Consider the following 21,890-nt stretch of genomic DNA (forward strand, 5'->3'; position numbering starts at 1 on the left):
CCACAAAATTGCCGCCTCGCCAAGTTCAATGAACTTGCCGTGAATTTTGCGCGCGTGGGACGGGCCTGGAACTTGCGGTAAGGAATTTTCAAGGTTAACGACCCTAAGGTCGAAGCAGTATCAGGACGGGCCAGCCACGGGCGCGGACGCGCCATCGCTGCAAACGAGACGACTTTAGACCAATGATCGCCAATATCGCACGTGCCGGATTTGTCCTCGCTGCCCTTGCGGTGGCCGGCTGTTCGGAATCTTCCGTGAACGATTTCGTGCCCCAGCATGCCAACCGGCAGCTCTCGCCCAGGATCATGGCCGAGATGAAGGCCAAGGGCATGAACAAGAGCTCGCCCGTACTGGCGCGCGTCTTCAAGGAAGAGGGCAAGCTGGAAGTCTGGAAACAGAAGACCAACGGCCGCTACGACATCGTCGCCAGCTACGACATCTGCAAGATGTCCGGCAAGCTTGGCCCGAAATTCACCGAGGGCGACCGCCAGTCGCCGGAGGGGTTCTACACGGTGCGTCCGGGACAGATGAACCCGAACTCCAGCTACCACCTGGCGTTCAACATCGGCTATCCCAACACCTATGACCGCGCCAACGGCCGCACCGGCTCGAACCTGATGGTTCACGGCGCCTGCTCGTCATCTGGCTGCTTCTCGATGACCGATGCGCAGATCGAGGAGATCTATGCCTTTGCCCGCGACGCGTTCAAGGGCGGCCAGACCGAGTTTCAGGTGCAGTCCTATCCATTCCGGATGACCGCCGCCAACATGGCGCGTTACCGGAGCGACCCGAACTATCAGTTCTGGACCATGCTGAAGGAAGGCTACGACCACTTCGAGATCACCAAGATGCCGCCGAAAGTCGACGTCTGCGAGAAGCGCTACGTCTTCAACCGTATCCCCGAGGCCGGTGCCAGCTTCAATCCGACCGGCGCCTGCCCCGCCTACACGCAGCCGCAGTCTCTGCAGACGGCCTACCAGTCGTATAAGACCCAGTATGACAGCGCCTTTGCCGGCGCAGCAGGCGGCGAAGCCCCGAAGCCGACCATCGCAGGCATCAAGGAAGCCAATCTGGTGTCCGACTGGACCAAGCGCCGCGCCCGCGGCGAGCGCGTGACCATGGAACCGCCGGCCATGGCATCGGATGGCTCCGTCGTCCAGACGACAGCAAGGATGGGCCGCATCGATTCCGCCGAGGGTCGCCGCATGGCGGCGCTTGAGGCAGAGCAAGCCGCCAAGACGAAGGCCGCCGAGCAAAAGCTTGCAGCAGCCGAGGCAGCGAAGGCCGCCAAGATCGCTGCCGCTGAAGCTGCCAAGGCAGCCAAGCTCGCCGCCCAGCAGCCGGTGGCCACCGCCGGCGTGCCGTCACCGACCCCTGTTGTCGCCGAGGAGGCGCCCGCCCAGGCGGCGCAGGTCGCCCCGACCGAAGGCGACGGCGCCACCGCCAAGCTCAAGAAGAAACTGCTCAACCTGTTCGGCAGTTGATCGCGGTGAGCGCAACCACTGATATCTACGATCTCAGGGGGCTGAACTGCCCCCTGCCCGTGCTCAAGGCCAAGCGCCGCCTTGCCGATCTGGCCCCGGGCAGCCAGCTGTGGCTTGAAACCACCGACCCTCTTGCGGTGATCGACATTCCTGCCTTCTGCCAGGATGCCGGCCACAGGCTGGTCGAGACCACCGCCGTCGCTGGCGGTCATCGGTTTCTGATCGAGCGCGGAAGCTGATTTTCAAATCTCGGGAAGTGGTGCGTCCTTCGAGGCTCGCCCGTCAACTGAATCGCTGGTTCTGCCTCGCGTTGCGGGCTCGCACCTCAGGATGAGGACCGCTTGCGCCGGGCAACTGCGGAACGTTCGCGCCACAAGCACGCAACATAGCGCCGCCCCTCACCTGCCTGCCGGCATCCTCTCCCCGCAAGAACGGGGTGAGGATCGCAGCTTCCGCGTCCAGGCATCTTGAGAAGAGTCAGACATCGAGCAGGCCCTGGGATGAGATTGGGTTAGAGCGGTGCGCCTGCGCCCCTCTCCTCGTTCTTGCGGCGAGAGGCAGGGTAAGGGGCTGCGCCGACGTCCAAAATCATGGTACCGGCCATGCACCGCGGGTCCTCATCCGGCGAGCCTCGAAGGACGCAGCGACGCCCCTACCGCCCGGCGATTGCCAGCGGATTGTTCTCCATCGCCTCGCGGTCGGGCGTGTCGATGGCCGGCTTGTTGACGAAGGCGGCGAACAGGCGCTCGACATAATCGCGCGGCAGGTCGATGCCGATCAGCACGAGCCGGGTCCCGCGTACCGCATCGGGCCAGGCAGGCAGGCGCGCCGGAGGATGCAGCAGCTTCTGCACCCCATGGATCACCAGCGGCCGCGACCGGTCCTCGGCCAGTTCGACGATACCCTTGATGCGCAACATCTTGTCGCCCTGCGTCGACAGCAGCAGGTCGAGGAACATCTCGATCGTCGTGAACGGCAAGGCGCTGTCATGAACAAGCGTGAACGAGCCGACGCGGGCGTCGTGATGATGTCCGTGACCATGGTCGTGAGCGTGGTCGTGATGGTCATGCCCGTCGCCATGATGATGGTGATGGCGGTGATCATTCTCGGCCGCCTCGCCGAGCCAGCGGCGCACGTCGGCGGTCTTGGTCGCGGGATCGTACAATCCGCACTGGATGAGCTGCGTCATGGCGCACTCGCCCGCGGGGCGGATTTCGGCGCCCGGATTGATGCGGCGCAGCCGCTCCAGCAACGCCTCGGCCCAGGCCGGATCGTCAACCAGATCGGACTTGGTCAGCACGATAAGGTCGGCGACAGCGACCTGCTTGACCGCCTCGACATGGCCGTCGAGCGTCGCCGCGCCATTGACGGCGTCTACAACCGTGATGACGCCGTCGAGCCGGAAGGCGTGCAGCAGTGCCGGATGCCCCATGATCGACTGCAGCACCGGAACCGGGTCGGCCAGGCCTGTCGTCTCGATCACAACGCGAGCCAGCCGCTGGATGCGGCCGGTCTGGAGGCGGTCGACCAGGTCGGCCAGCGTGTCGACCAGTTCACCGCGCACCGTGCAGCACAGGCAGCCGTCGGATAGCTCGATCACCCCGTCAGACGCCTTTTCGACCAACAGATGGTCGATGGCGACGTCGCCGAACTCATTGATGATGACGGCCGTGTCGGCCAGCGCCGGATCCTTCAGCAGCGCGTTCAGCAGCGTCGTCTTGCCGGCGCCGAGAAAGCCGGTCAGCACCGAAACCGGGATTGGAAATGCTGCGCCGGGGTTCACGACCGCGCCTTCGTCGCAAGCGGTGCCGCTCCGGCCGGAGCGGGCATGTCCGGCCGCCATGTCGGCAGCGGCACGTCAGCTTGTTCGACAAGATCGCGCCCTGCCAGCGCCTTGGGCACCGGGCCGGTCGCGCCGCCGAGGCTGACCGTCACCCAGCTCCGCGGGCGCGTCATCTCCGGGATGATCGAGACCTTTTCCGGCGCCGATCCGGCCTCCGTTGGCGCCGGCCCGTCCGAGGCGGCATGCTTGGCCTTCGGCGAGCAAACCGCCTCGCGCATGTTGGTGACGATGTCGCGATTGTCGCCGTAGGGCACGAGCCCCATCACGCTCATCGAGCTTCCGTTGCGGCCGAAGCCGCCCTGCAGCATCTTGGCGGCGTCTTCGGCGCGGTCGTCGGGCGAGGTCGCGCCAAGCACGATCGCTGCAAGCGTTCGCCCGTCGCGGCTGGCGGAGGCGATCAGGTTGAAGCCCGATTCGCAGACGAAGCCGGTCTTCATGCCGTCGGTGCCCGGAAACCGGCCGACCAGCGGATTGAAGTTCTTGAGCTTGGCCTTGCCGGCAATGATGCCCTCGATGTCGAAATAGGATTCGTATTGCGGATACTCGAGGCGGATTGCCCGCACCAGGATCGCGAGATCGCGGGCCGTCGTGTACTGCTCGGGATCGTGCAGGCCGTTGGCGTTGACCCAGTGGCTGCCGGTCATGCCGAGACGCCGGGCTTCGGCGTTCATGCGTTCGGCAAACGCCTCGGTCGAGCCGCCGACATTCTCGCCGATCGCCGCGGCGACGTCGTTGGCCGACTTGACCATGATGATCTTCAGTGCATTGTCGAGCGTCAGCACGGATCCGGGCTTGTAACCCATCTTGGCCGGCGGGAAGGCCGCCGCCCGCTTGCTGATCTTGATCGGCGAGTTCAGCGCCAGTTCGCCTGCCTGGACGGCGCGAAACGTCGTGTAGGCCGTCATCAGCTTGGTCAGCGACGCCGGATGCCAGCGCATGAAGGCCTCCTGGTGCTCGATCACCGCGCCGGAATTGATATCGAAAAGCAGCGCCGGATTGGCCGCGGCCGAGCCCACGCCGATCATCGTGGCGGCTGCAAGACCAAGGAACGTGCTTTTGACGAACTGCATCTTCATCATCAAATCCGAAATAGCCTCTTGCCGATCATAACCGGCCGTCCATAAGATTTCCGTAAACCGGGATGGCAACGCGCTGGCCGGTCAAAAGCCATGGCCACGACGTCGCCGCCGCTGCTAAATAGCCTATGTGACGTCAAGATGGCAGAGCTTGCACGATCACAATTGCGAATCCGGACCGCTGGTCCAACAAACAGGAAGTCGAGACAAATCATGCCGATCCTGAACCGAGCCGCCGAAATGCAGGAAGAAATTGCTGGCTGGCGCCGCCACCTGCACCAGAAGCCTGAGCTCAATTTCGACGTCTTCGAAACCGCCGACTTCGTCACCGGAAAGCTGAAAGAGTTCGGCTGCGACGAGATCGTCACCGGGCTCGGCAAGACCGGCGTGGTCGGCATCATCAAGGGCAATCTCGGCAAGGGTGGCGTCGTGGGCCTGCGCGCCGACATGGACGCGCTGCCGATCGAGGAGATCACCGGCAAGCCCTACGCCTCGACCGTTCCGGGCAAGATGCACGCCTGCGGCCATGACGGCCACACCGCCATGCTGCTGGGTGCGGCCAAATATCTCGCCGAGACGCGCAATTTCGCCGGCGACGTCGCCGTCATCTTCCAGCCCGCCGAAGAAGGCGGCGGCGGCGGCAACGAGATGGTCAAGGACGGCATGATGGAGCGCTTCGGCATCGAAAAGGTGTTTGGTATGCACAACATGCCAAGCCTGCCCGTCGGCCAGTTCGCCATTCGCCCGGGCGCCATCATGGCCGCCACCGCCGAATTCACCATCACCGTCACCGGCAAGGGCGGCCATGCCGCCATGCCGCACCACGCCATCGATCCGATTGTCGCCGGCAGCCAGTTGGTAACCGCCCTTCAGGCCATCGCTTCGCGCTCGACCGACCCGGCCGAGGCCATCGTCGTCTCGGTGACCAAGTTCAACGCCGGCTCGGCCTACAATGTCATTCCCGAGCACGCGGTGCTTGCCGGTACCGTTCGCACGCTGAAGAAGGAGGTGGCGAAGCTCGCCGAGGCGCGCATGCACGCCATCTGCCGCGGCGTCGCCGAAGCCACCGGCACTGCCATCGAACTCGACTACGATGCCAACTATCCGGTCACCTTCAACCACCCCGACGAGACGGTCTTTGCCGGCGATGTCGCAGCGGCAGTCGCCGGCGAGCCCAAAGTGCACCGGGAAATCCAGCCGCTGATGGGCGGCGAGGATTTTTCCTACATGCTGGAAGCACGCCCCGGCGCCTTCATCTTCATCGGCAATGGCGACAGCGCCAACCTTCACCACCCGGCCTATGACTTCAACGACGAGGTCATCCCGCACGGCGTCAGCTACTGGGTGCGCCTGGCCGAGACCGCCCTCGCCGCATAACGCCTCCGAAACGCGTCCAGGGCTGCAACGCCGCCCTGGACCCGTTCGAATTTCGTCGCATCGGGCGCGGTTTGGCCTCTCAGACCAAAGCCCGGCAAAAACCGTTGGCGAATCCGCCGGAAGCCGCTATGTGTGCTGCCGAGTGGTCCCGTAGCTCAGTAGGATAGAGCGGCAGATTCCTAATCTGTAGGTCACAGGTTCGATTCCTGTCGGGATCACCACTCAAGCCCTTCAAATCATTGGCGTAATCGAGTTGGTGAAAATCCGCTGCATGTAGCAGTTCGTTGCATTTTCAGTTTACGCCAACTTCATGCCAATCGCGCATTCGTCCACCCATTTTGCAGCGTTGCGATTCGAGGCGGGCATCGATGATGCGTCATCTCCTGACCCGGGCAACACGGCGCGGCGGCATCAATCCGCAAGCAGCCGGGCACGCGGCGTGCGAATGGAGGAGTTTCCTGAAATCGATCAGAGTATCTTGAAAGACAGGCGCCCCAATCTGTGCGCCTATCTTCATTCGTGAATCAACTGGGCGGAATGCGCGTGGGTATCGATGCGCCGTTGGAACCTGCGGAATTCCAACGAGATACCCTGGGCACCGGCATCCCACCCGGATGGTTGTAATTGCGAGGGGGTTTCCATGCTCGGTGCGGTCAGGTCGCAGCGTTCAACGCTGATCTATTTCACTGGTGAGCTGACAGATCGGTTCGCCGCTGTGCCTCGGATGCAGGACGCAAGCGTCGCGGAGGCGAATCGCCTCAACAGAGCGCATCTCCATCGTTGATTTAAGCAGGATTTTTCTGGCCGGCCGGCGCCGCGGGTCCCTCTCGGGCTTTGCGCGCCTGCCGCGGGAATCCGACATCGGCAACGAGCGCACACCCGCCACGCAGGGATATTGCGGCCAGGACGGTCGCCGCTCGGGACGGACTTTAAGAGGGAATTGAGGTACATGCAGGACGTCTCGACGGCCCACGCTCCAACAACAACACCGCGGTCGAACGTATCGTCGGCAACATCGCGTGACGTTTCTGCATGGCGTCGCGTGATGCGCGGCGGGCGCATGACCAAGTGGAAGGGCCAGGCCGCAAGTTTCGCGCCGAACGTTGCCGAGATCGTCAGCTTGATCTCGACCCGCGCGCTCCCTCTCGCGATTGCCTCGGCCCTGGCGGTCGGCACGGCGACAGCGGCGGTCGACCGCTACTGGGATCCCAACGGCACGACCATGGGGTATGGCGGCGCGGGTGCCTGGAACCTGAGCGGCGCCTTCTGGAGCCCCAGCAACGACGGCGTCAGCGGTCCCTATTCGGCATGGAACAACGGCACGCTCGATACCGCGATCTTTGGTGGAACAGCCGGCACGGTGACGCTGGGTTCGCCGATCACCGTAAATGGCCTTATATTCAATGTGGGTGGCTACACGCTGAGCGGCGGCGTCTTGACCCTGGGCGGCGTAACGCCGACGATTTCAACGATTGGCAGCAACACCGGGGTCACCATAAATTCGGTGATCGCAGGCTCGTCCGGCCTGACCAAGGCCCTTGCCGGGGTGCTGACGTTGAACGGCGTCAACACGTTCGTCGGCGACATCGACATTCTGGCCGGAACCCTGAGGGTGAACAGTGATGCGGCCCTGGGTGCGGCGGGCAATGGTGTGAAGCTGGCCGCAGGGGCAGGACTGAGCAGCAGCGGAAGCCTGGCCGGCCGCACGATCACCCTTTCAGGCGGGCAGGCCGCGATCAGCGGCGCCGGCGTGGGCGCGGCGCATTTTACGGGCGCCGGCGGACTGGCGGTGACCGGAACCGTCAGGCTCGACGACGACACCAACGACTACACAGGTGCCACTGGTATCGTTAGTGGCGGCGCGATCTATTTTGCAACCATCGGCGATATCGGCACGGCAAGCGCGCTCGGCGCACCCGTCGATGCGGCCAGCGGCACGATCTCGCTGGGGGTTGGCAGCAGCGCTGGTGCCACTGCCGTCTATACCGGCAGCGGCGGCAGTTCCAACCGAAACTGGCGGCTTGCCTCGTGGCAGTACGGGGCCTCCACCATCGCCAACCAGGGCACCGGGACCTTGACGCTGACCGGCAATATCGTCAGCGCTCATACGAATTCCAGTATCTCAGTCCGAAATATGACCTTCAACGCAGCCACTGCCGATATCGAGCTTACCGGCACGATCAGCAGCAACGTCGCCGGCGTCGGCGTGGTGTTTGGTGGCAGCGCGGGCCGTACCATCACCGTGACCGGGGACAACACCTTCGGTGGCGGCGTTGCGATCCAGAACGTGACAGTCCGGGCGAACGCACTGAAGGATATCGGTGTTTCCAGCACCCTGGGTCGGGGCACCAATATCAACCTCGGCAACGGAACGCTGGTCTATACGGGTACTGGCGACAGCAGCAATCGCAACTTCGGAGCTGGCGGCCAATCGATCCTCGCCAATGACGGCACCGGCGCCCTGTCACTCAGTGGCAATATCTCCGTTGCGGCAGTCGCCGACAGGCTGACGCTTGGCGGCAGCTTTGCCGGCACAAACGCGCTGTCAGGCGTTGTTTCCGGAGCGGGAACACTGCGTTCCGATGGCGCCGGCACCTGGGTGGTGAGCGGGGCGAACACATTTACCGGCAACATCGTCGTGGACAGCGGCACGCTCAAGGCCGGCCACGCGGAGGCTTTCGGAACTGCGAAGACCGCGACCGTGAATGGCGGCACGCTCGATCTCGGCGGCTTCGACAAGACCTTCATCTCGCTTGCCGGAACCGGCGGCAGCATTGCGCTGGGCGGCGCGGAACTGACGGTGAAGGGGACGACCAGTTCCACCTTCGGCGGCGCCATCACCGGCAACGGCGACCTGTTGAAACAGGGCGCGGGCAGCCTGACCCTGACGGGCGCCAGCACGTTTACGGGCAACACCACCATCAATGGCGGCGCGATTTCGCTCGATTTCGCCAATGCCGCCGCGCCGGGGGACAATATCCTGTCGGCCACCTCGACGCTGAACCTGGCGGGCGGCGTGCTGAACGTCAGCGGCGCGGGCGGCGAAGCCAACACCCAGACGGTCAACGGCCTGAACGTCATTGCCGGCAGCAACAAGATCAACGCCCTGTCGGGGGCCGGCGGCAGCCTGACGCTCAACCTGGGCGGCGTCACCCGCACCGGCGGCATCGTCGATTTCGGCATGGATGCAGGCACCACCATCACCACCACGAGCGCGGCCCTTGGCGGCTGGGCGACGGTCAATGGCACCGACTACGCCAAGGTGGACGCGGGCAAGATCGTGGCCCTGGATGCCGGCGATTATGCCGAGAAGGACAATGCCGCGAACTGGCTGACCGGAGACATCGTCAGCGATACCGGAGGGTTGCCCGACACGGCATTCTTCGGCACCGTCAACGGCAGCCGGCATCTCGGCGGCCTGAAATACACGGCGGCCGCCGGCGCGACGGTAAATGTCGCAGCCGGCCAGACGCTCGGCGTCGACGGCACCATCATCGTGGCGAGCAGCGTCGGCACCGCCAACCAGGGCATCACCGGCGGACAACTGACCGGCGCCGCCAGCGGCGTGCTCGGCCTGCAGCACAACGGCGGCGGCACCTTCACCATCGAATCGACGATCGTCGACAATGGCGGCGCGACCGGCTTCACCAAGGCCGGCACCGGCTATGCGCTGCTCAGCGGCGCCAACACCTATACCGGCGCGACAACGCTGAGCGGCGGCACGCTGGCGATCAATTCGGTCGCCAATGCCGGCACGGCCAGCGCCATCGGCCAGGCCGGCGTCGATTCCTCCAACCTGGTGCTCGAAAGCGGGACGCTGCGCTATGTCGGCGCGACGGCCTCTACCGACCGCGGCTTCACGCTGGTCAATGGCGGGCCGTCGCGCACCATCGAAGTCGCGCTGGCAACGACCGACGTCACCTTCTCGGGCCTGGTGACCAGCCCCGACGGCTCGGGCTTCACCAAGACCGGCGACGGCACGCTGACGCTGGCCAACGCCGCGAACGACTATACCGGCGTCACCACGGTCAATGGCGGGACGCTTTCGGTGAACACGCTGGCCAATGGCGGGGTCGCCAGCGGCATAGGCGCTGCGTCGTCGGATTCGGCCAATCTCGTCCTGGGTGGCGGCGGGCGGCTGCGCTATACCGGCGGAACGGTCAGCATCGACCGCGGCTTCACGCTCAACACGGGCGGCGGCCTGGTGGATGTCTCCGCCGCGGCGACCACGCTCACCGTCGGCGGCACCGTGATCGGCGCCGGCGGCCTGACCAAGGAGGGCGACGGCACGCTGGTGCTGACGGGCGCCAATACATACACCGGCGGCACGCGCGTGAGCGGCGGCACACTGCGCGCGGGTTCGGCGCAGGCCTTCGGCAACGCGAACATGATGACGGTCGACACCGGCACCAGGCTGGAGCTTGGCGGCTACGACATCACCGTGGGCGGCCTGCTCGGCGGCGGCGTGGTGGATCTCGGCGGCAGGACGCTGACCACGGCGGGCCTGAGTGCCGTCTTCACGGGCCGGATCACCGGAACGGGCGGGTTCACGCGCGGGGCAGGCAGCCTGACGCAGGCGTTGCGCGGTTGCACCAGCGATTACACCGGCGCCACGACCATCTTCGGATCGTTGAGTTTCGACTGTATCGCAAATGGCGGGGGCGCGAGCAGCCTGGGCGCGTCAAGCGCAGCGTCCGCGAACCTCGTTTTGGGTAATAATGCCTTCCTGACGTATACAGGCGCGAGCGCGACTACTGACCGGGGCTTCACGCTTGCCGGTGCGGGCTATCTCGGCGTTACCAACGCCGCAACGACGCTTGAGTTCCAGGGCAATGTGGTGGGTAGTGGCCGCCTGAACAAGGACGGCGCAGGCACCCTGGTCCTGTCGGGCGTCAACAGCTTCAGCGGCGGCACCAATGTCAGAGGCGGAATATTGCGTGCTGGCTCAGCGACCGCATTGGGCGGCGGCGGGCCTGCTTCATTCTCCAACGTCGCGGGGGCAACGCTCGACCTGAACGGCTTCGATACGAGCGTTTCGATTCTTGTCGGTGGTGGAACGACCGGCGGCAATGTCGAGCTCGGCGGGGCGACCCTCACCATCTCGGCGGGCAATTCCTCCAATACCTCCCATTACGCGGGCGCGATTAGCGGCATCGGCAACCTTGTCAAAAACGGCACCGGGATCCAGAGGCTGACCGGCTGCGACAGCAGCTATAGCGGTAGCACGACGGTCAATGGCGGCTATCTGGACGTCGCGTGCCTGAACGACGGCGGCGTTGCCAGCTCGATCGGCATGTCCAGCGCCGACGCCAGCAATCTCGTCATCAATGGCGGGGCGCTGCGCTACATCGGTTCCGGCGGCAGTACGGATCGTCGGTTCACGCTGGGCGCTTCCGGCGGCAATTCGCTCGAATCCTGGGGAACGGGCGCGATCGACTTCACCAGCAGCGCGGCTGTCACCTTCGCCGCGGCCAATACCGCGCAGACGCTGACGCTCGCCGGCACCAACACCGGCGACAACAAGCTCGGCGCCCAACTGACCAACAACGGCACCGGCGTCACCTCGCTGACCAAGAGCGGCACCGGCACCTGGATCCTGACCAATCCGGGCAGCACCTATACCGGCGTCACCACGATCAGCGGCGGCGTGCTCGGCGTCGACAAGCTCGCCGACGGCGGGCTGGCCTCCAGCCTTGGCGCATCGTCGGCGGCCGCGTCGAACCTGATCATCGGCAACGGCTCGACGCTGCGCTACACCGGCGGGGGCGACACCACCAACCGCCTGTTCACGCTTTCGGCGGGTGTAACCTTCATCGAATCCTCCGGCACGGGCGCAATCGTCTTCACCGACACCGGACCGGTGACCCTTGCAGGCGCCAACCAGAACCGTACCATTGCGCTTGGCGGCACCAACACCGGCAACAACACGCTTGCCGGCTCGATCGGCGATGCCGGCACCGGCAAGACCATTCTCGCCAAGAACGACAGCGGCACCTGGGTGCTGACCGGCAACAACAGCTTTACCGGCAACACCGTCGTCAACGCCGGCACGCTGGTGCTGGGCAATGGCGGCACGACCGGCTCGATCACCAGCAACGTCATCGTTGCCGGGGGTGCGCTCGCCTTCAACCGCTCCGACAGCCACAGCTATGGCGGCCTGATCTCGGGTGCCGGCGGCATCAGCCAGATCGGGTCTGGGACGACGACCCTGACCGGCGCCAACAGCTACACCGGGGCGACGAACGTCAATTCAGGTACGCTGCTCGTTAACGGCAACCAGTCGGCCGCGAGCGGCCTGACAACCGTCCAGTCCGGCGCAACGCTTGGCGGCACCGGCATCATCGGCGGTGATGTGGTCGTCGCCGGCGGCACCATCACACCGGGCAGCAACGGCGCCGGCACGCTCACCATCAACGGCGACCTTTCGCTCGATGCGGCATCCAAGCTGGCCATGCAGTTCGGCCAGGCAGGCTCCGTCGGCGGGGCGCTCAACGACCTGATCGACGTCAAGGGCAACCTGACGCTCGACGGCACGCTGGATGTCTCCGCAACGGCGGGCGGCACCTTTGGCCCCGGCATCTACCGCATCATCAGCTACACCGGCGCCCTGACCAACAACGGACTGGACATCGGCACCCTGCCGAGCGGCACCGGCGTGGTCCAGACCTCGGTAACGGGACAGGTCAATCTTGTGGCCGGCGGCTCGAATTTCAGCTTCTGGGACGGCGATGCCGGCCCCAAGTTCGACGGCATCGTCAATGGCGGCAACGGCATCTGGCAGGCCGGTTCCGGCAACGGCAACGATAACTGGACGGAAGCCAATGGCCTGTTGAATGACAAGTACAGCGACGGCACCTTTGCCATCTTCGCGGGCACCGGCGGCGTCGTCACGATCGACAACGGCCAGGGTCCAGTGACGGCCGAAGGCATGCAGTTTGCGGCCGATGGCTATGTCATTGCTGGCGGCGTTCTCCAACTGGTCGGGCCACAATCGACCATCCGGGTCGGTGACGGCACGGTGGCGGGTGCGGGCATGACGGCCACCATCGACTCCGTGCTTGGCGGCAACACGGAGCTGGTCAAGACCGATGCCGGCACGCTGGTGCTGACCGGTGCAAACACCTACACCGGCGGCACCGCGATCAATGGCGGCACTGTCAGGATCGCCAGTGACGCCAATCTCGGTGCCGCCGCGGGCGGCCTGAGCTTCGGCGGCGGCACGCTCAATACGACAACGGACTTCGCCTCCAATCGCGCGGTCACGCTGGCCGGAGCCGGCACGATCAACACGGATAGCGGCACGTTCTGGACGTTGACGGGCGGCATTGCCGGCGCCGGATCGCTCACCAAGGCTGGTGCCGGTACGGTGATCCTGACGGGCGATGCTACGCATACCGGTGGCACAACGATCAGCCAAGGCACGTTGCAGATCGGCAATACCGGCACCACCGGTTCAATCGCCGGCGATATCCTTAACAACGGCGCCCTCGCCTTCAATCGCACCGCCAATTACAGCTTTGACGGCGTGATCAGCGGCTCGGGTTCGGTAACCCAGAACCAGGGAGTTCTGACCCTCACCGCCGATAGCAGCTATGGTGGCGCCACCGGGGTCAACCTCAGCCAGCTTCGTATCACCGCCGGCAACACGGTTTCATCGGGAGGTGGGTTGGGCGTCAGCCAGGGCGGGCTGACTGTTTCGGGTGTCGGCTCAACCTTCGAGGCCGCATCGATCATCGCGCAGTCGGGATCTTCGGCTGCGACGATCAACGTCGAAAATGGCGGCGTTCTGCGAGCGACGACAGGCGGACTGGTGCTTCGCAAGACAAGCCCTGTCGGAAGTTCGGCAGCAAATCTGAATATCTCCGGTGCTAGCTCGCTCGTCGAACTGGCAGGCGCGGTGGAAATTGCGGCCAACAGCGCAACGTCGATCGCGAACGCCATCATCAGCGATGGTGGCACCCTGACGTCGACTGGCACGAACCTGATCGGTGCAGTGGCGGGCAACAACACGGCTCCCACCGTCACGATCACGGGCGCGAATTCCAACTGGACGAGCACCGGCACGCTGGCGATGACCAACGGCAGCTTCTCGCTGCTCGACGGCGGCACGGCAAGCTTCACCACCGCTACGATCGGATCGGTGTCGGCCGCGCGACCGGCGTCGGTTTTGGTCTCGGGCACGGACTCGCGCTTCGCCACGACTGGCGGTCTCACCATCGGCACTGGTGCGGGTGCCGGCACGCTCACCATCGCCGATGGCGGCCTGGTCAGGGTGGGCGGTGGAACGTTTGCCATGGGGACCGGCAACGCCGCGCTGAATATCGGCGGCGCGGAAGGCGGGCCTGCTGCCCGTGCGGGCACGCTTGACGCTGGCGCTGTGACGATGGCCGCGCTCGGCAATCGTATCAACTTCAATCACAGCGATGCGAACTACACCTTCTCGTCCGCGATTTCCGGTCTGGGTTCCCTTCATCACAACGGCCCCGGTGAAACGGTGCTCACCGGCGCCAACAGCTATTCCGGCACAACGACGATCAACGCCGGCAGCCTCTACATCAACGGCGACCAGACTGGGGCGGCCGGGCTCACCACCGTCAATGCCGGCGGCACGCTCGGCGGCATCGGCACCATCGGCGGCAACGTCGTGGTCGCCAGTGGCGGCGCGATCAATCCGGGCGATCTCGGCACCGCGCCGGGCACGCTGAGCATTGTTGGCGACCTCACGCTCGCTTCCGGTTCGGTGCAGAATTTCAGCTTCGGCCAGGCCAATGTGCCGGGCGGACCGCTGAACGACCTGATCGATGTCGGCGGCAACCTGACGCTCGGCGGTACGCTGAACGTCGATGCCTCCGCCGGCGGCAGCTTCGACCCCGGCGTCTACCGCGTCTTCAACTACGGCGGCTCGTTGACGAACAGCGGCTGGACGGTCAACCTCCCCTCGCCGAACTTCTATGTCCAGACCTCGATCGCCAACCAGGTCAATCTGGTCAACACCGCCGGCCTGGCGCTGCGCTACTGGGACGGCGATGCCGGCCCCAAGAACAATGGCACGATCGACGGCGGAGACGGCGCCTGGCAGGCGGCTGCAGGCGGCACCGGCAATGACAACTGGACCGAGGACGGCGTCGCCAATGCACCGTTCGAGGATGCGGCGTTTGCCGTGTTCGCGGGCGCTGCAGGTACGGTCACGGTCGACGACAACCTCGGCGCGGTTAACGTCTCGGGCATGCAGTTCATCACCGACGGCTATTCGGTCGGCGGCGACGCGATCAATCTGGTCGGTGCACCCGATACAGTGATCCGCGTCGGCGACGGCACGACAGGCGGTGCCGGGACCACGGCCACCATCGATGCGGCCCTCAACGGCAATTCGCGTCTGGTCAAGTCCGACACGGGCACGCTGGTTCTCACCGGCGCCAATGGCTACACCAGGGGCACTCTGATCAGGGGTGGCGTGTTGCAGGTCAGCGCCGACGCCAATCTCGGCGCCGCCCTCGGCGGCGTGTCGTTCGACGGCGGCACACTGCGGACGACAGCCGATTTCTCGACCGACCGCTATGTCGCGATGGTTGGCGACGGAACGCTGCTCACCGATGCCGGGACCACGCTGGCGCTGGATGGCCCGATCTCCGGCGGCGGCAGGCTCACCAAAGACGGCGATGGCACACTGTTGCTGCTGACCGATGCAGTCCATCTCGGCGGCACCACGATTGCCGACGGCACGCTGCAACTGGGCAATGGCGGTACGCTTGGCAGCATTGCGGGTGACATCGTCAATGACGGGTTGCTCGTTGCCAATCGCTCCGACCTGATGGCTCTGGCTGGCGCCATTTCCGGCAGCGGCGCGTTCACGCAGACGGGAACGGGCACCACGGTTCTGACCGGCGCCAACAGCTATGCTGGTGCGACGAAGGTCGATGCGGGCGCCTTGCTCGTAAACGGAGACCAGTCGGCAGCGACGGGAGCGACAAGCGTCGCCAGCGGCGCTAAGCTCGGAGGCGCCGGCATCATCGGCGGCAATGTCTCCATCGCCAACGGCGGCATGCTCGAACCCGGCAGCGGGGCGGGTGTCGTCGGCACGCTGACCATCAAGGGCGATCTCGCACTGGCGGCAGGTTCGGCGCTCAACATGCAGTTCGGCGCGGCCAATGTCGCCGGAGGCACGCTCAACGACCTCATCGAGGTCGAGGGCGATCTCGTGCTCGATGGCACGCTCAACGTCTCGGAGACAGCGGGCGGCGCCTTTGGCGCCGGTATCTACCGCGTCATCAATTATGACGGCACGCTCACCGACAACGGCCTGGCGCTTGGCTCCATGCCCGCCGACAGCGACGTGTTCCTGCAAACGTCTGTGGCCAACCAGATCAATCTGGTGAACGGTGCCGGGCTGACGCTGAACTACTGGGACGGCGACGCCGGGCCGAAGTTTGACGGCGCAATCGCCGGCGGCGATGGCACCTGGCTCAACAAGCCCGGCAACGACAACTGGACGGATGCCACCGGCGCCATCAACGCCCCCTACGCCAACGGCTCCTATGCCATCTTCACCGGTGCCGCAGGCACCGTGACGGTGGACAACAGCCTCGGCCAGGTCGCCGCCACCGGCATGCAGTTCGCCACCGACGGCTACAGCATCGAAGGCGAGGCGCTGGAACTCACCGGCACGCAGGCAACGATCCGCGTCGGCGACGGCACGACGGCCGGCGCGGCGATGACGGCGACGATTGCCGCCGAACTGTCCGGGACGAGCCAACTGGTCAAGGGCGATGCCGGCACGCTGATCCTCTCCGGGGTGAACAGCTATGGCGGCGGCACCCTGATGGCAGGCGGCACCTTGCAGGTGGCGGCCGATACCGCTCTGGGCGCGGCCTCCGGCAGCCTGTCCTTCGACGGCGGCGCGTTGCAGACGACGGCGGACATGACGAGCGATCGCACAGTGACGTTCACCGGCGAAGGCACGTTCCTGACCGACGCCGCTACCAGCCTGACGCTCAACGGCGCGCTATCCGGCACCGGTGCGTTCAACAAGGCAGGCGACGGGAGGCTGCTGCTCACCGCCGACAGCAGCGCCTATGGCGGCGCTGCAAGCGTCTATGGCGGTACGCTGGTTGTGAATGGCGCGCTGGGTGGCACGCTTGAAGTGACCGTTGGTGGCCGGCTGGAAGGCACCGGCAAGGTTGGCGCCACGACCAATGGCGGCATCATCGCCGCCGGGCTCGGCGGTATTGGCACCTTGACCATTCAAGGTGACTACACCGGCAATGACGGTCGCATCGAGATCGCGACCGTGCTTGGCGACGACGCATCGGCGACCAGCCGCCTGGCGATCACCGGCGCCACCTCGGGCAATACGATCGTCGACGTGACCAATCGGGGCGGCCTCGGCGAGCAGACGGTCGAGGGCATCAAGATCATCGATGTCGGCGGCGCATCCAACGGCACCTTCGCGCTCGACGGCGACTATGTGTTCGGGGGCGAGCAGGCGATCGTCGCCGGCGCCTACGGATACCGGCTCTACAAGGGCGGGGTTTCGACGCCGACCGACGGCGACTGGTACTTGCGTTCCGCATTGCTCAATCCCACAGGGCCGGGCGAGCTCTACCAGCCGGGCGTGCCGATCTATGAAAGCTATGCCGGCTCGCTCCAACAGCTCAACAAGCTCGGCACGTTGCAGCAGCGTGTCGGCAACAGGGCCTGGGGAACCCGCACCGATGGTGCGCGCCTGACCGCCGAAGGGCAGACCCCGGCCGACAGCAACGGCATCTGGGCGCGCATCGAAGCGGCCCATGCCGAGTTTGAGCCGGAAATCTCGACGAGCGGTGCTGACTACAACGCCAATACGTGGAAGCTGCAGACCGGCATCGACGGGCTGCTCATGGAAACCGAAACCGGACGCCTGATCGGCGGCGTGTTCGCTCAATACGGCCTCGCCTCGTCCAGCGTCTGGTCGACGTTTGGCGTCGGTGGCATCGACTCCTCCGGAATTGGCCTGGGGGCGACGCTGACCTGGTACGGCGAAAACGGCTTCTACCTGGACGGCCAGGCGCAGGTCACGTGGTACGACAGCGATCTGCAATCGGCGACCGCCGGTCGCAACCTGGTCGAGGGGAACGACGGCATGGGCTACGGCCTCAGCATCGAAGCCGGGCAGCGCGTCGCCCTCTCCGGCAACTGGTCACTGACGCCGCAGGCCCAGCTTGCCTATTCCTCGGTCCGGTTCGACGACTTCACCGATACGTTCGGGGCCGATGTGTCGCTTGGCAGCAGCCGCAGCCTCGTGGCTCGCCTTGGTATCGCAGCCAACCATGATGTCGAATGGCGAGACGGAGACGGGCAAGTCACCCGCGCGCGGGTCTACGGCATTGCCAATGTGTACTATGACTTGCTGGGCAGGTCGGAGATCGACGTCGCCGGCGCCGCTTTCGCAAGCCGGGACGACCGCCTGCGCGGCGGTCTCGGAGTCGGCGGTTCCTACAACTGGGCCGGCGACAAATATTCGGTCTATGGCGAAGCGCACGTGAACACGAGCCTGGAGAACATCGGCGGCAGCAATGCCATCGGTGGTACCGTCGGCTTCCGGATGAACTGGTAGCGCCCGCCAGCTATGGAACCACATCGCGTCAGCGACGCTGTGGTAACCAATCCTCGATATCGATGGGCCAGGCTTGTAACCGCAAGGCCCATCGATGCCAAACTCACCAGAACGAGTACAAGAACACCATGAAGACCCCCAAATTTGCCCGGCATCTGCTGCTCGCTCTGAGCGCCGCGACACTAACGACCACAGCCATGGCCCAGACGGCCGAAGGCGTGCAGGGGCCGAGCACATTGTCCGAAACCTACGAGGCATGGACCGTGCAATGCGCCAACAGGATGGAAGGCGAACAGGCCAAACGCACCTGCCAGATGAGCCAGGAACTGTTGCAGCAAGGCACCGGCCAGCGCGTGCTGATGGTAGCAATCGGCAACACCGACCAGGGCGCCAGGGCGACAATGGTGCTGCCGTTCGGCCTGCGTCTGTCGGACGGCGTCAGCGTCAACATCGCCGAGGAGGAAGTCCTGCGCGGTGCCTATCGCACGTGCCTGCCTGCCGGATGTGTCTCCGAGATCGACTTGGCCGAAGAACTTCTCGGGAAGCTCGCGAACGCCGAGACCGCGAGCGTGCTGATGACTGCCGACAACGGCCAGCCAGTGAAAACCGACGTCTCGCTGAAGGGTTTCAAGCCGGCCTATCAGCGATTGGTCGAGTTGGCAGGCACAGGTAAGTGACCCTCTGAAACATGGTGAGGACCGTCGCTCGGCCTTCCTACCTTGTTTCAGCGCCGGCATTCCAACCCCAATAGATGGGGTCGGAGGTTTCATGCTCATTCGACGACGTCGGACGAAGCAGGCCCGGGTCAGATGTGGAGCGCGTGGCCGAGCGTGCGTAGCGCGGCCTCGAGGAAGGCTTCGCCCTGGGTCGGATGCGCGTGGATGGTGCCGGCGATATCCTCCAGGCGCGCGCCCATCTCGATGGCCAGGCTGAAGGCGGAGGAAAGCTCGGCGACGCCGGTGCCGACTGCCTGGATGCCGAGCACCAGATGGTTGTCGGCGCGGGCTACGATGCGGATAAAGCCGTCTTCCCCAAGCAGGGTCATCGCCCGGCCATTGGCCGAGAACGGGAACTGCGACGACTTGATCTCGATGCCCATTGCCTTGGCTTCGTCTGGCGACAGGCCAGCGGTGACGACCTCGGGGTCGGTAAAGCAGACGGCGGGGATCGAGCGCTTGTCCCAGCTGCGCTTGTGGCCGGCAACGATCTCGGCGACCATCTCACCCTGCGCCATCGCCCGGTGCGCCAGCATCGGCTCGCCGGTGACGTCGCCGATGGCATAGATGCCGCGCATCGAGGTGCGGCACTGCTCGTCGATGCGGATGAAGCGGCCATCGCGGTCGAGGTCGATCTCTTCGAGGCCCCAGCCCTCGACAAGCGGCTTGCGGCCTACAGTCACCAGCACCTTGTCGGCCGATATCTTCTGCTCGCTGCCGTCGGCGGCCTCGACCAGCAGCGCATCGCCCTTGGAGGAAATCCCCTTGGCCTTGGCGCCGGTCAAAACCTTGACGCCGAGCGCCTCGAGCCGCTTGGCGACGGGCCGGGTCAGTTCGGCGTCGTATTGCGGCAGGATGCGTGGCAGTGCTTCGACCACGGTGACCTTTGAGCCGAGCTTGGCAAAGGCGGTGCCGAGCTCGAGGCCAATATAGCCGCCCCCGACGACGGCGAGCGCTGCCGGCACCTGCTTGAGCGCCAGCGCTTCGGTCGACGAGATCACCGGCCCGCCGAACGGCAGGAACGGCAGTTCGACCGGGACCGAACCGGTGGCAATCACAATGGTCTCGGCGCGGATCACCTGCAGGCCGGTTTCGGTATCGACCTCGACGGTCTTGCCGTCGCGAAAGCGCGCCCAGCCCTGCACCGACTTGACTCGGGCCTTCTTGAGCAGGCCGGCGACGCCGGTTGTCAGGCGGCCGACGATGCGGTCCTTCCAGGCGACGGTCTTGGCGAGATCGAGCACAGGCGTCGACAGGCTGATGCCGAGCGGGCTGGTGCCCCCAGCCATCTCGCTTACCTTGAGATATTCGTCGGCGGCGTGGATCATCGCCTTGGAGGGGATGCAGCCGACATTGAGGCAGGTGCCGCCGGGCTTGACCGCCTCGACGATGACGGTGTCTATGCCGAGCTGGCCGGCCCGGATGGCGCAGATGTAGCCGCCGGGGCCGGCGCCGATGACGAGAAGCTTGCAGGAGATTTCCTTCACAGCCTCAGCCCTCCACGAAGATCATTGCCGGCGCTTCAAGCAGCGCCTTGAGGCGCTGGACGAAGACCGCCGCGTCCCAGCCGTCGATGACGCGGTGGTCGAAGCTGGAGGACAGGTTCATCATCTTGCGTGGCACGAACTGGGTGCCGTCCCACATCGGTCGGATCATGATCTTGTTGACGCCGACGATCGCCACTTCCGGATAGTTGATGACCGGCGTGGTGGCGACACCGCCCATGGCGCCGAGCGAGGTGATGGTGATTGTCGAGCCGGTCAGCTCCTCGCGCGTCGCCGTGCCCGCCTTGGCCGCATCGGCGAGGCGGTTGACCTCTGTCGCGCAATCCCAGAGGTCGCGCGCCTCGGCGTGTCTGACGACAGGCACCACAAGGCCGCCGGGGGTCTGGGCCGCCATGCCGATATGCACGCCGGCATGGCGGTGGATGACGCCGGCATCGTCGTCATAAGTCGCGTTGAGTTGCGGCTGCTCGGCGACCGCCTTGACCAGCGCCCGCATCAGGAAGGGCAGCAGCGTCAGCTTCGGCCTGTCCGGCTTCTTCGAGGCGTTGAGCTTGGCGCGCAGTTCCTCAAGGGCGGTGACGTCGATCTCCTCGACATAGGTGATGTGCGGGATGCGCGACTTGGCCAGCGCCATCTTCTCGGCGATGCGCCGGCGCAGGCCGATGACCTTGATCTCTTCGACCTCGGTTTTCGCCTGCAATCCGGCGGCGGGAACAGCCGCGCCTCGCGCTGCAAAACCGTCGAGATCGTCATGCGTGATGCGTCCGGTCGGTCCGGTGCCGGGGACCTGGCGCAGGTCGATGCCGGCTTCCTTGGCCCGCAGCCTGACCGCGGGCGATGCCAGCGGCCGCTCGCCCTCGGGACGTGGAAGGCCGATGGTCGCGCCCCGTGATGCAGGCCTGAGCGCCGCGGAAGATGCAGGAGCTTTCGTGGCCGGCTCCGCTTTCTTAGCCGGCACAGGAGTGGGTTTCGGGGGTTCTGAAACAGTGCCTTCGACTTCGGTTTTCGCCTCAGCCGGCGTAGCGGCAAGCTCGGCTTCGGCCGGTGCGCCGCCAGCGACCTTGATGCGCACGATCGGCGAGCCGACCGGAACCGTGTCGCCGATCTCGGCGCCGAGCCAGAGGATTTCGCCGTCGACCGGCGACGGAATTTCGACCGTCGCCTTGTCGGTCATGACGGCAGCCAGCACGGCGTCTTCGCGCACCAGGTCGCCGATCTTGACGTGCCATTCGACCAACTCGGCCTCGGCCACGCCCTCGCCAACGTCGGGAAGCTTGATGACATGTTCGCCCATGTT

Annotated in this window: 8 protein-coding genes, 1 tRNA gene and 1 pseudogene; 6 read left to right on the forward strand and 4 right to left on the reverse strand. The window is 65.4% G+C overall.

Annotated features, from left to right (window positions below):
• Positions 1–182 precede the first annotated feature (182 nt).
• Positions 183–1,484, forward strand: a complete 1,302-nt coding sequence (locus PCJ21_RS09855; RefSeq protein ID WP_269931222.1) for a L,D-transpeptidase family protein — start codon at positions 183–185, stop codon at positions 1,482–1,484.
• Between the two features lie 5 nt (positions 1,485–1,489).
• Positions 1,490–1,723: a sulfurtransferase TusA family protein gene (locus PCJ21_RS09860; protein ID WP_269931223.1), complete on the forward strand. Its 234-nt coding sequence runs from the start codon at positions 1,490–1,492 to the stop codon at positions 1,721–1,723.
• A 413-nt stretch (positions 1,724–2,136) separates the two neighbouring features.
• On the opposite strand, the gene PCJ21_RS09865 is transcribed toward PCJ21_RS09860, so the two are convergent.
• Entirely contained in the window at positions 2,137–3,267 is a 1,131-nt protein-coding gene (locus PCJ21_RS09865; RefSeq protein ID WP_269931224.1) for a CobW family GTP-binding protein, read from the reverse strand.
• The gene (locus PCJ21_RS09870; RefSeq protein ID WP_442865996.1) at positions 3,264–4,406 is read right to left on the reverse strand and encodes a D-alanyl-D-alanine carboxypeptidase family protein; all 1,143 of its coding nucleotides are present in this window, start codon (positions 4,404–4,406) and stop codon (positions 3,264–3,266) included. Before PCJ21_RS09870 ends, PCJ21_RS09865 begins: the two co-directional genes overlap by 4 nt.
• A gap of 210 nt (positions 4,407–4,616) precedes the next feature.
• On the opposite strand from PCJ21_RS09870, the gene PCJ21_RS09875 reads away from it, so the two are divergent.
• The 4 genes and pseudogenes from PCJ21_RS09875 to PCJ21_RS09890 all read left to right on the forward strand — a co-directional run bounded on the left by PCJ21_RS09875 (position 4,617) and on the right by PCJ21_RS09890 (position 19,049).
• Positions 4,617–5,780 carry a M20 aminoacylase family protein gene (locus PCJ21_RS09875; protein ID WP_269931226.1) on the forward strand — a complete coding sequence of 388 codons (1,164 nt, stop codon included), beginning with the start codon at positions 4,617–4,619 and terminating at the stop codon, positions 5,778–5,780.
• A 144-nt stretch (positions 5,781–5,924) separates the two neighbouring features.
• A tRNA-Arg gene (locus tag PCJ21_RS09880) sits at positions 5,925–6,001 on the forward strand.
• An 809-nt stretch (positions 6,002–6,810) separates the two neighbouring features.
• A pseudogene (locus PCJ21_RS09885) lies at positions 6,811–18,372 on the forward strand (autotransporter-associated beta strand repeat-containing protein); the annotation flags it as partial.
• 62 nt (positions 18,373–18,434) lie between these two features.
• On the forward strand, positions 18,435–19,049 hold the full coding sequence (locus tag PCJ21_RS09890; RefSeq protein WP_269931228.1) for an invasion associated locus B family protein: 615 nt from the start codon (positions 18,435–18,437) through the stop codon (positions 19,047–19,049).
• A gap of 128 nt (positions 19,050–19,177) precedes the next feature.
• On the opposite strand, the gene lpdA is transcribed toward PCJ21_RS09890, so the two are convergent.
• Complete coding sequence (lpdA, locus tag PCJ21_RS09895) at positions 19,178–20,575, reverse strand: dihydrolipoyl dehydrogenase (RefSeq protein WP_269931229.1); 1,398 nt, start codon at positions 20,573–20,575, stop codon at positions 19,178–19,180.
• Between the two features lie 4 nt (positions 20,576–20,579).
• Entirely contained in the window at positions 20,580–21,887 is a 1,308-nt protein-coding gene (locus PCJ21_RS09900) for a dihydrolipoamide acetyltransferase family protein (protein ID WP_269931230.1), read from the reverse strand.
• Between the last annotated feature and the right edge of the window lie 3 nt (positions 21,888–21,890).

Source organism: Aminobacter sp. HY435 (assembly GCF_027568395.1).
Classification (GTDB): domain Bacteria; phylum Pseudomonadota; class Alphaproteobacteria; order Rhizobiales; family Rhizobiaceae; genus Aminobacter.

What these genes read in the sequence shown, in the direction of transcription:
- PCJ21_RS09890 (WP_269931228.1), top strand. Translation starts at nt 18,435, where the DNA reads ATGGGCCAGGCTTGTAACCGCAAGGCCCATCGATGCCAAACTCACCAG.
- PCJ21_RS09870 (WP_442865996.1), bottom strand. Translation starts at nt 4,406, where the DNA reads ATGATGAAGATGCAGTTCGTCAAAAGCACGTTCCTTGGTCTTGCAGCC.
- PCJ21_RS09875 (WP_269931226.1), top strand. Translation starts at nt 4,617, where the DNA reads ATGCCGATCCTGAACCGAGCCGCCGAAATGCAGGAAGAAATTGCTGGC.
- PCJ21_RS09900 (WP_269931230.1), bottom strand. Translation starts at nt 21,887, where the DNA reads ATGGGCGAACATGTCATCAAGCTTCCCGACGTTGGCGAGGGCGTGGCC.
- PCJ21_RS09855 (WP_269931222.1), top strand. Translation starts at nt 183, where the DNA reads ATGATCGCCAATATCGCACGTGCCGGATTTGTCCTCGCTGCCCTTGCG.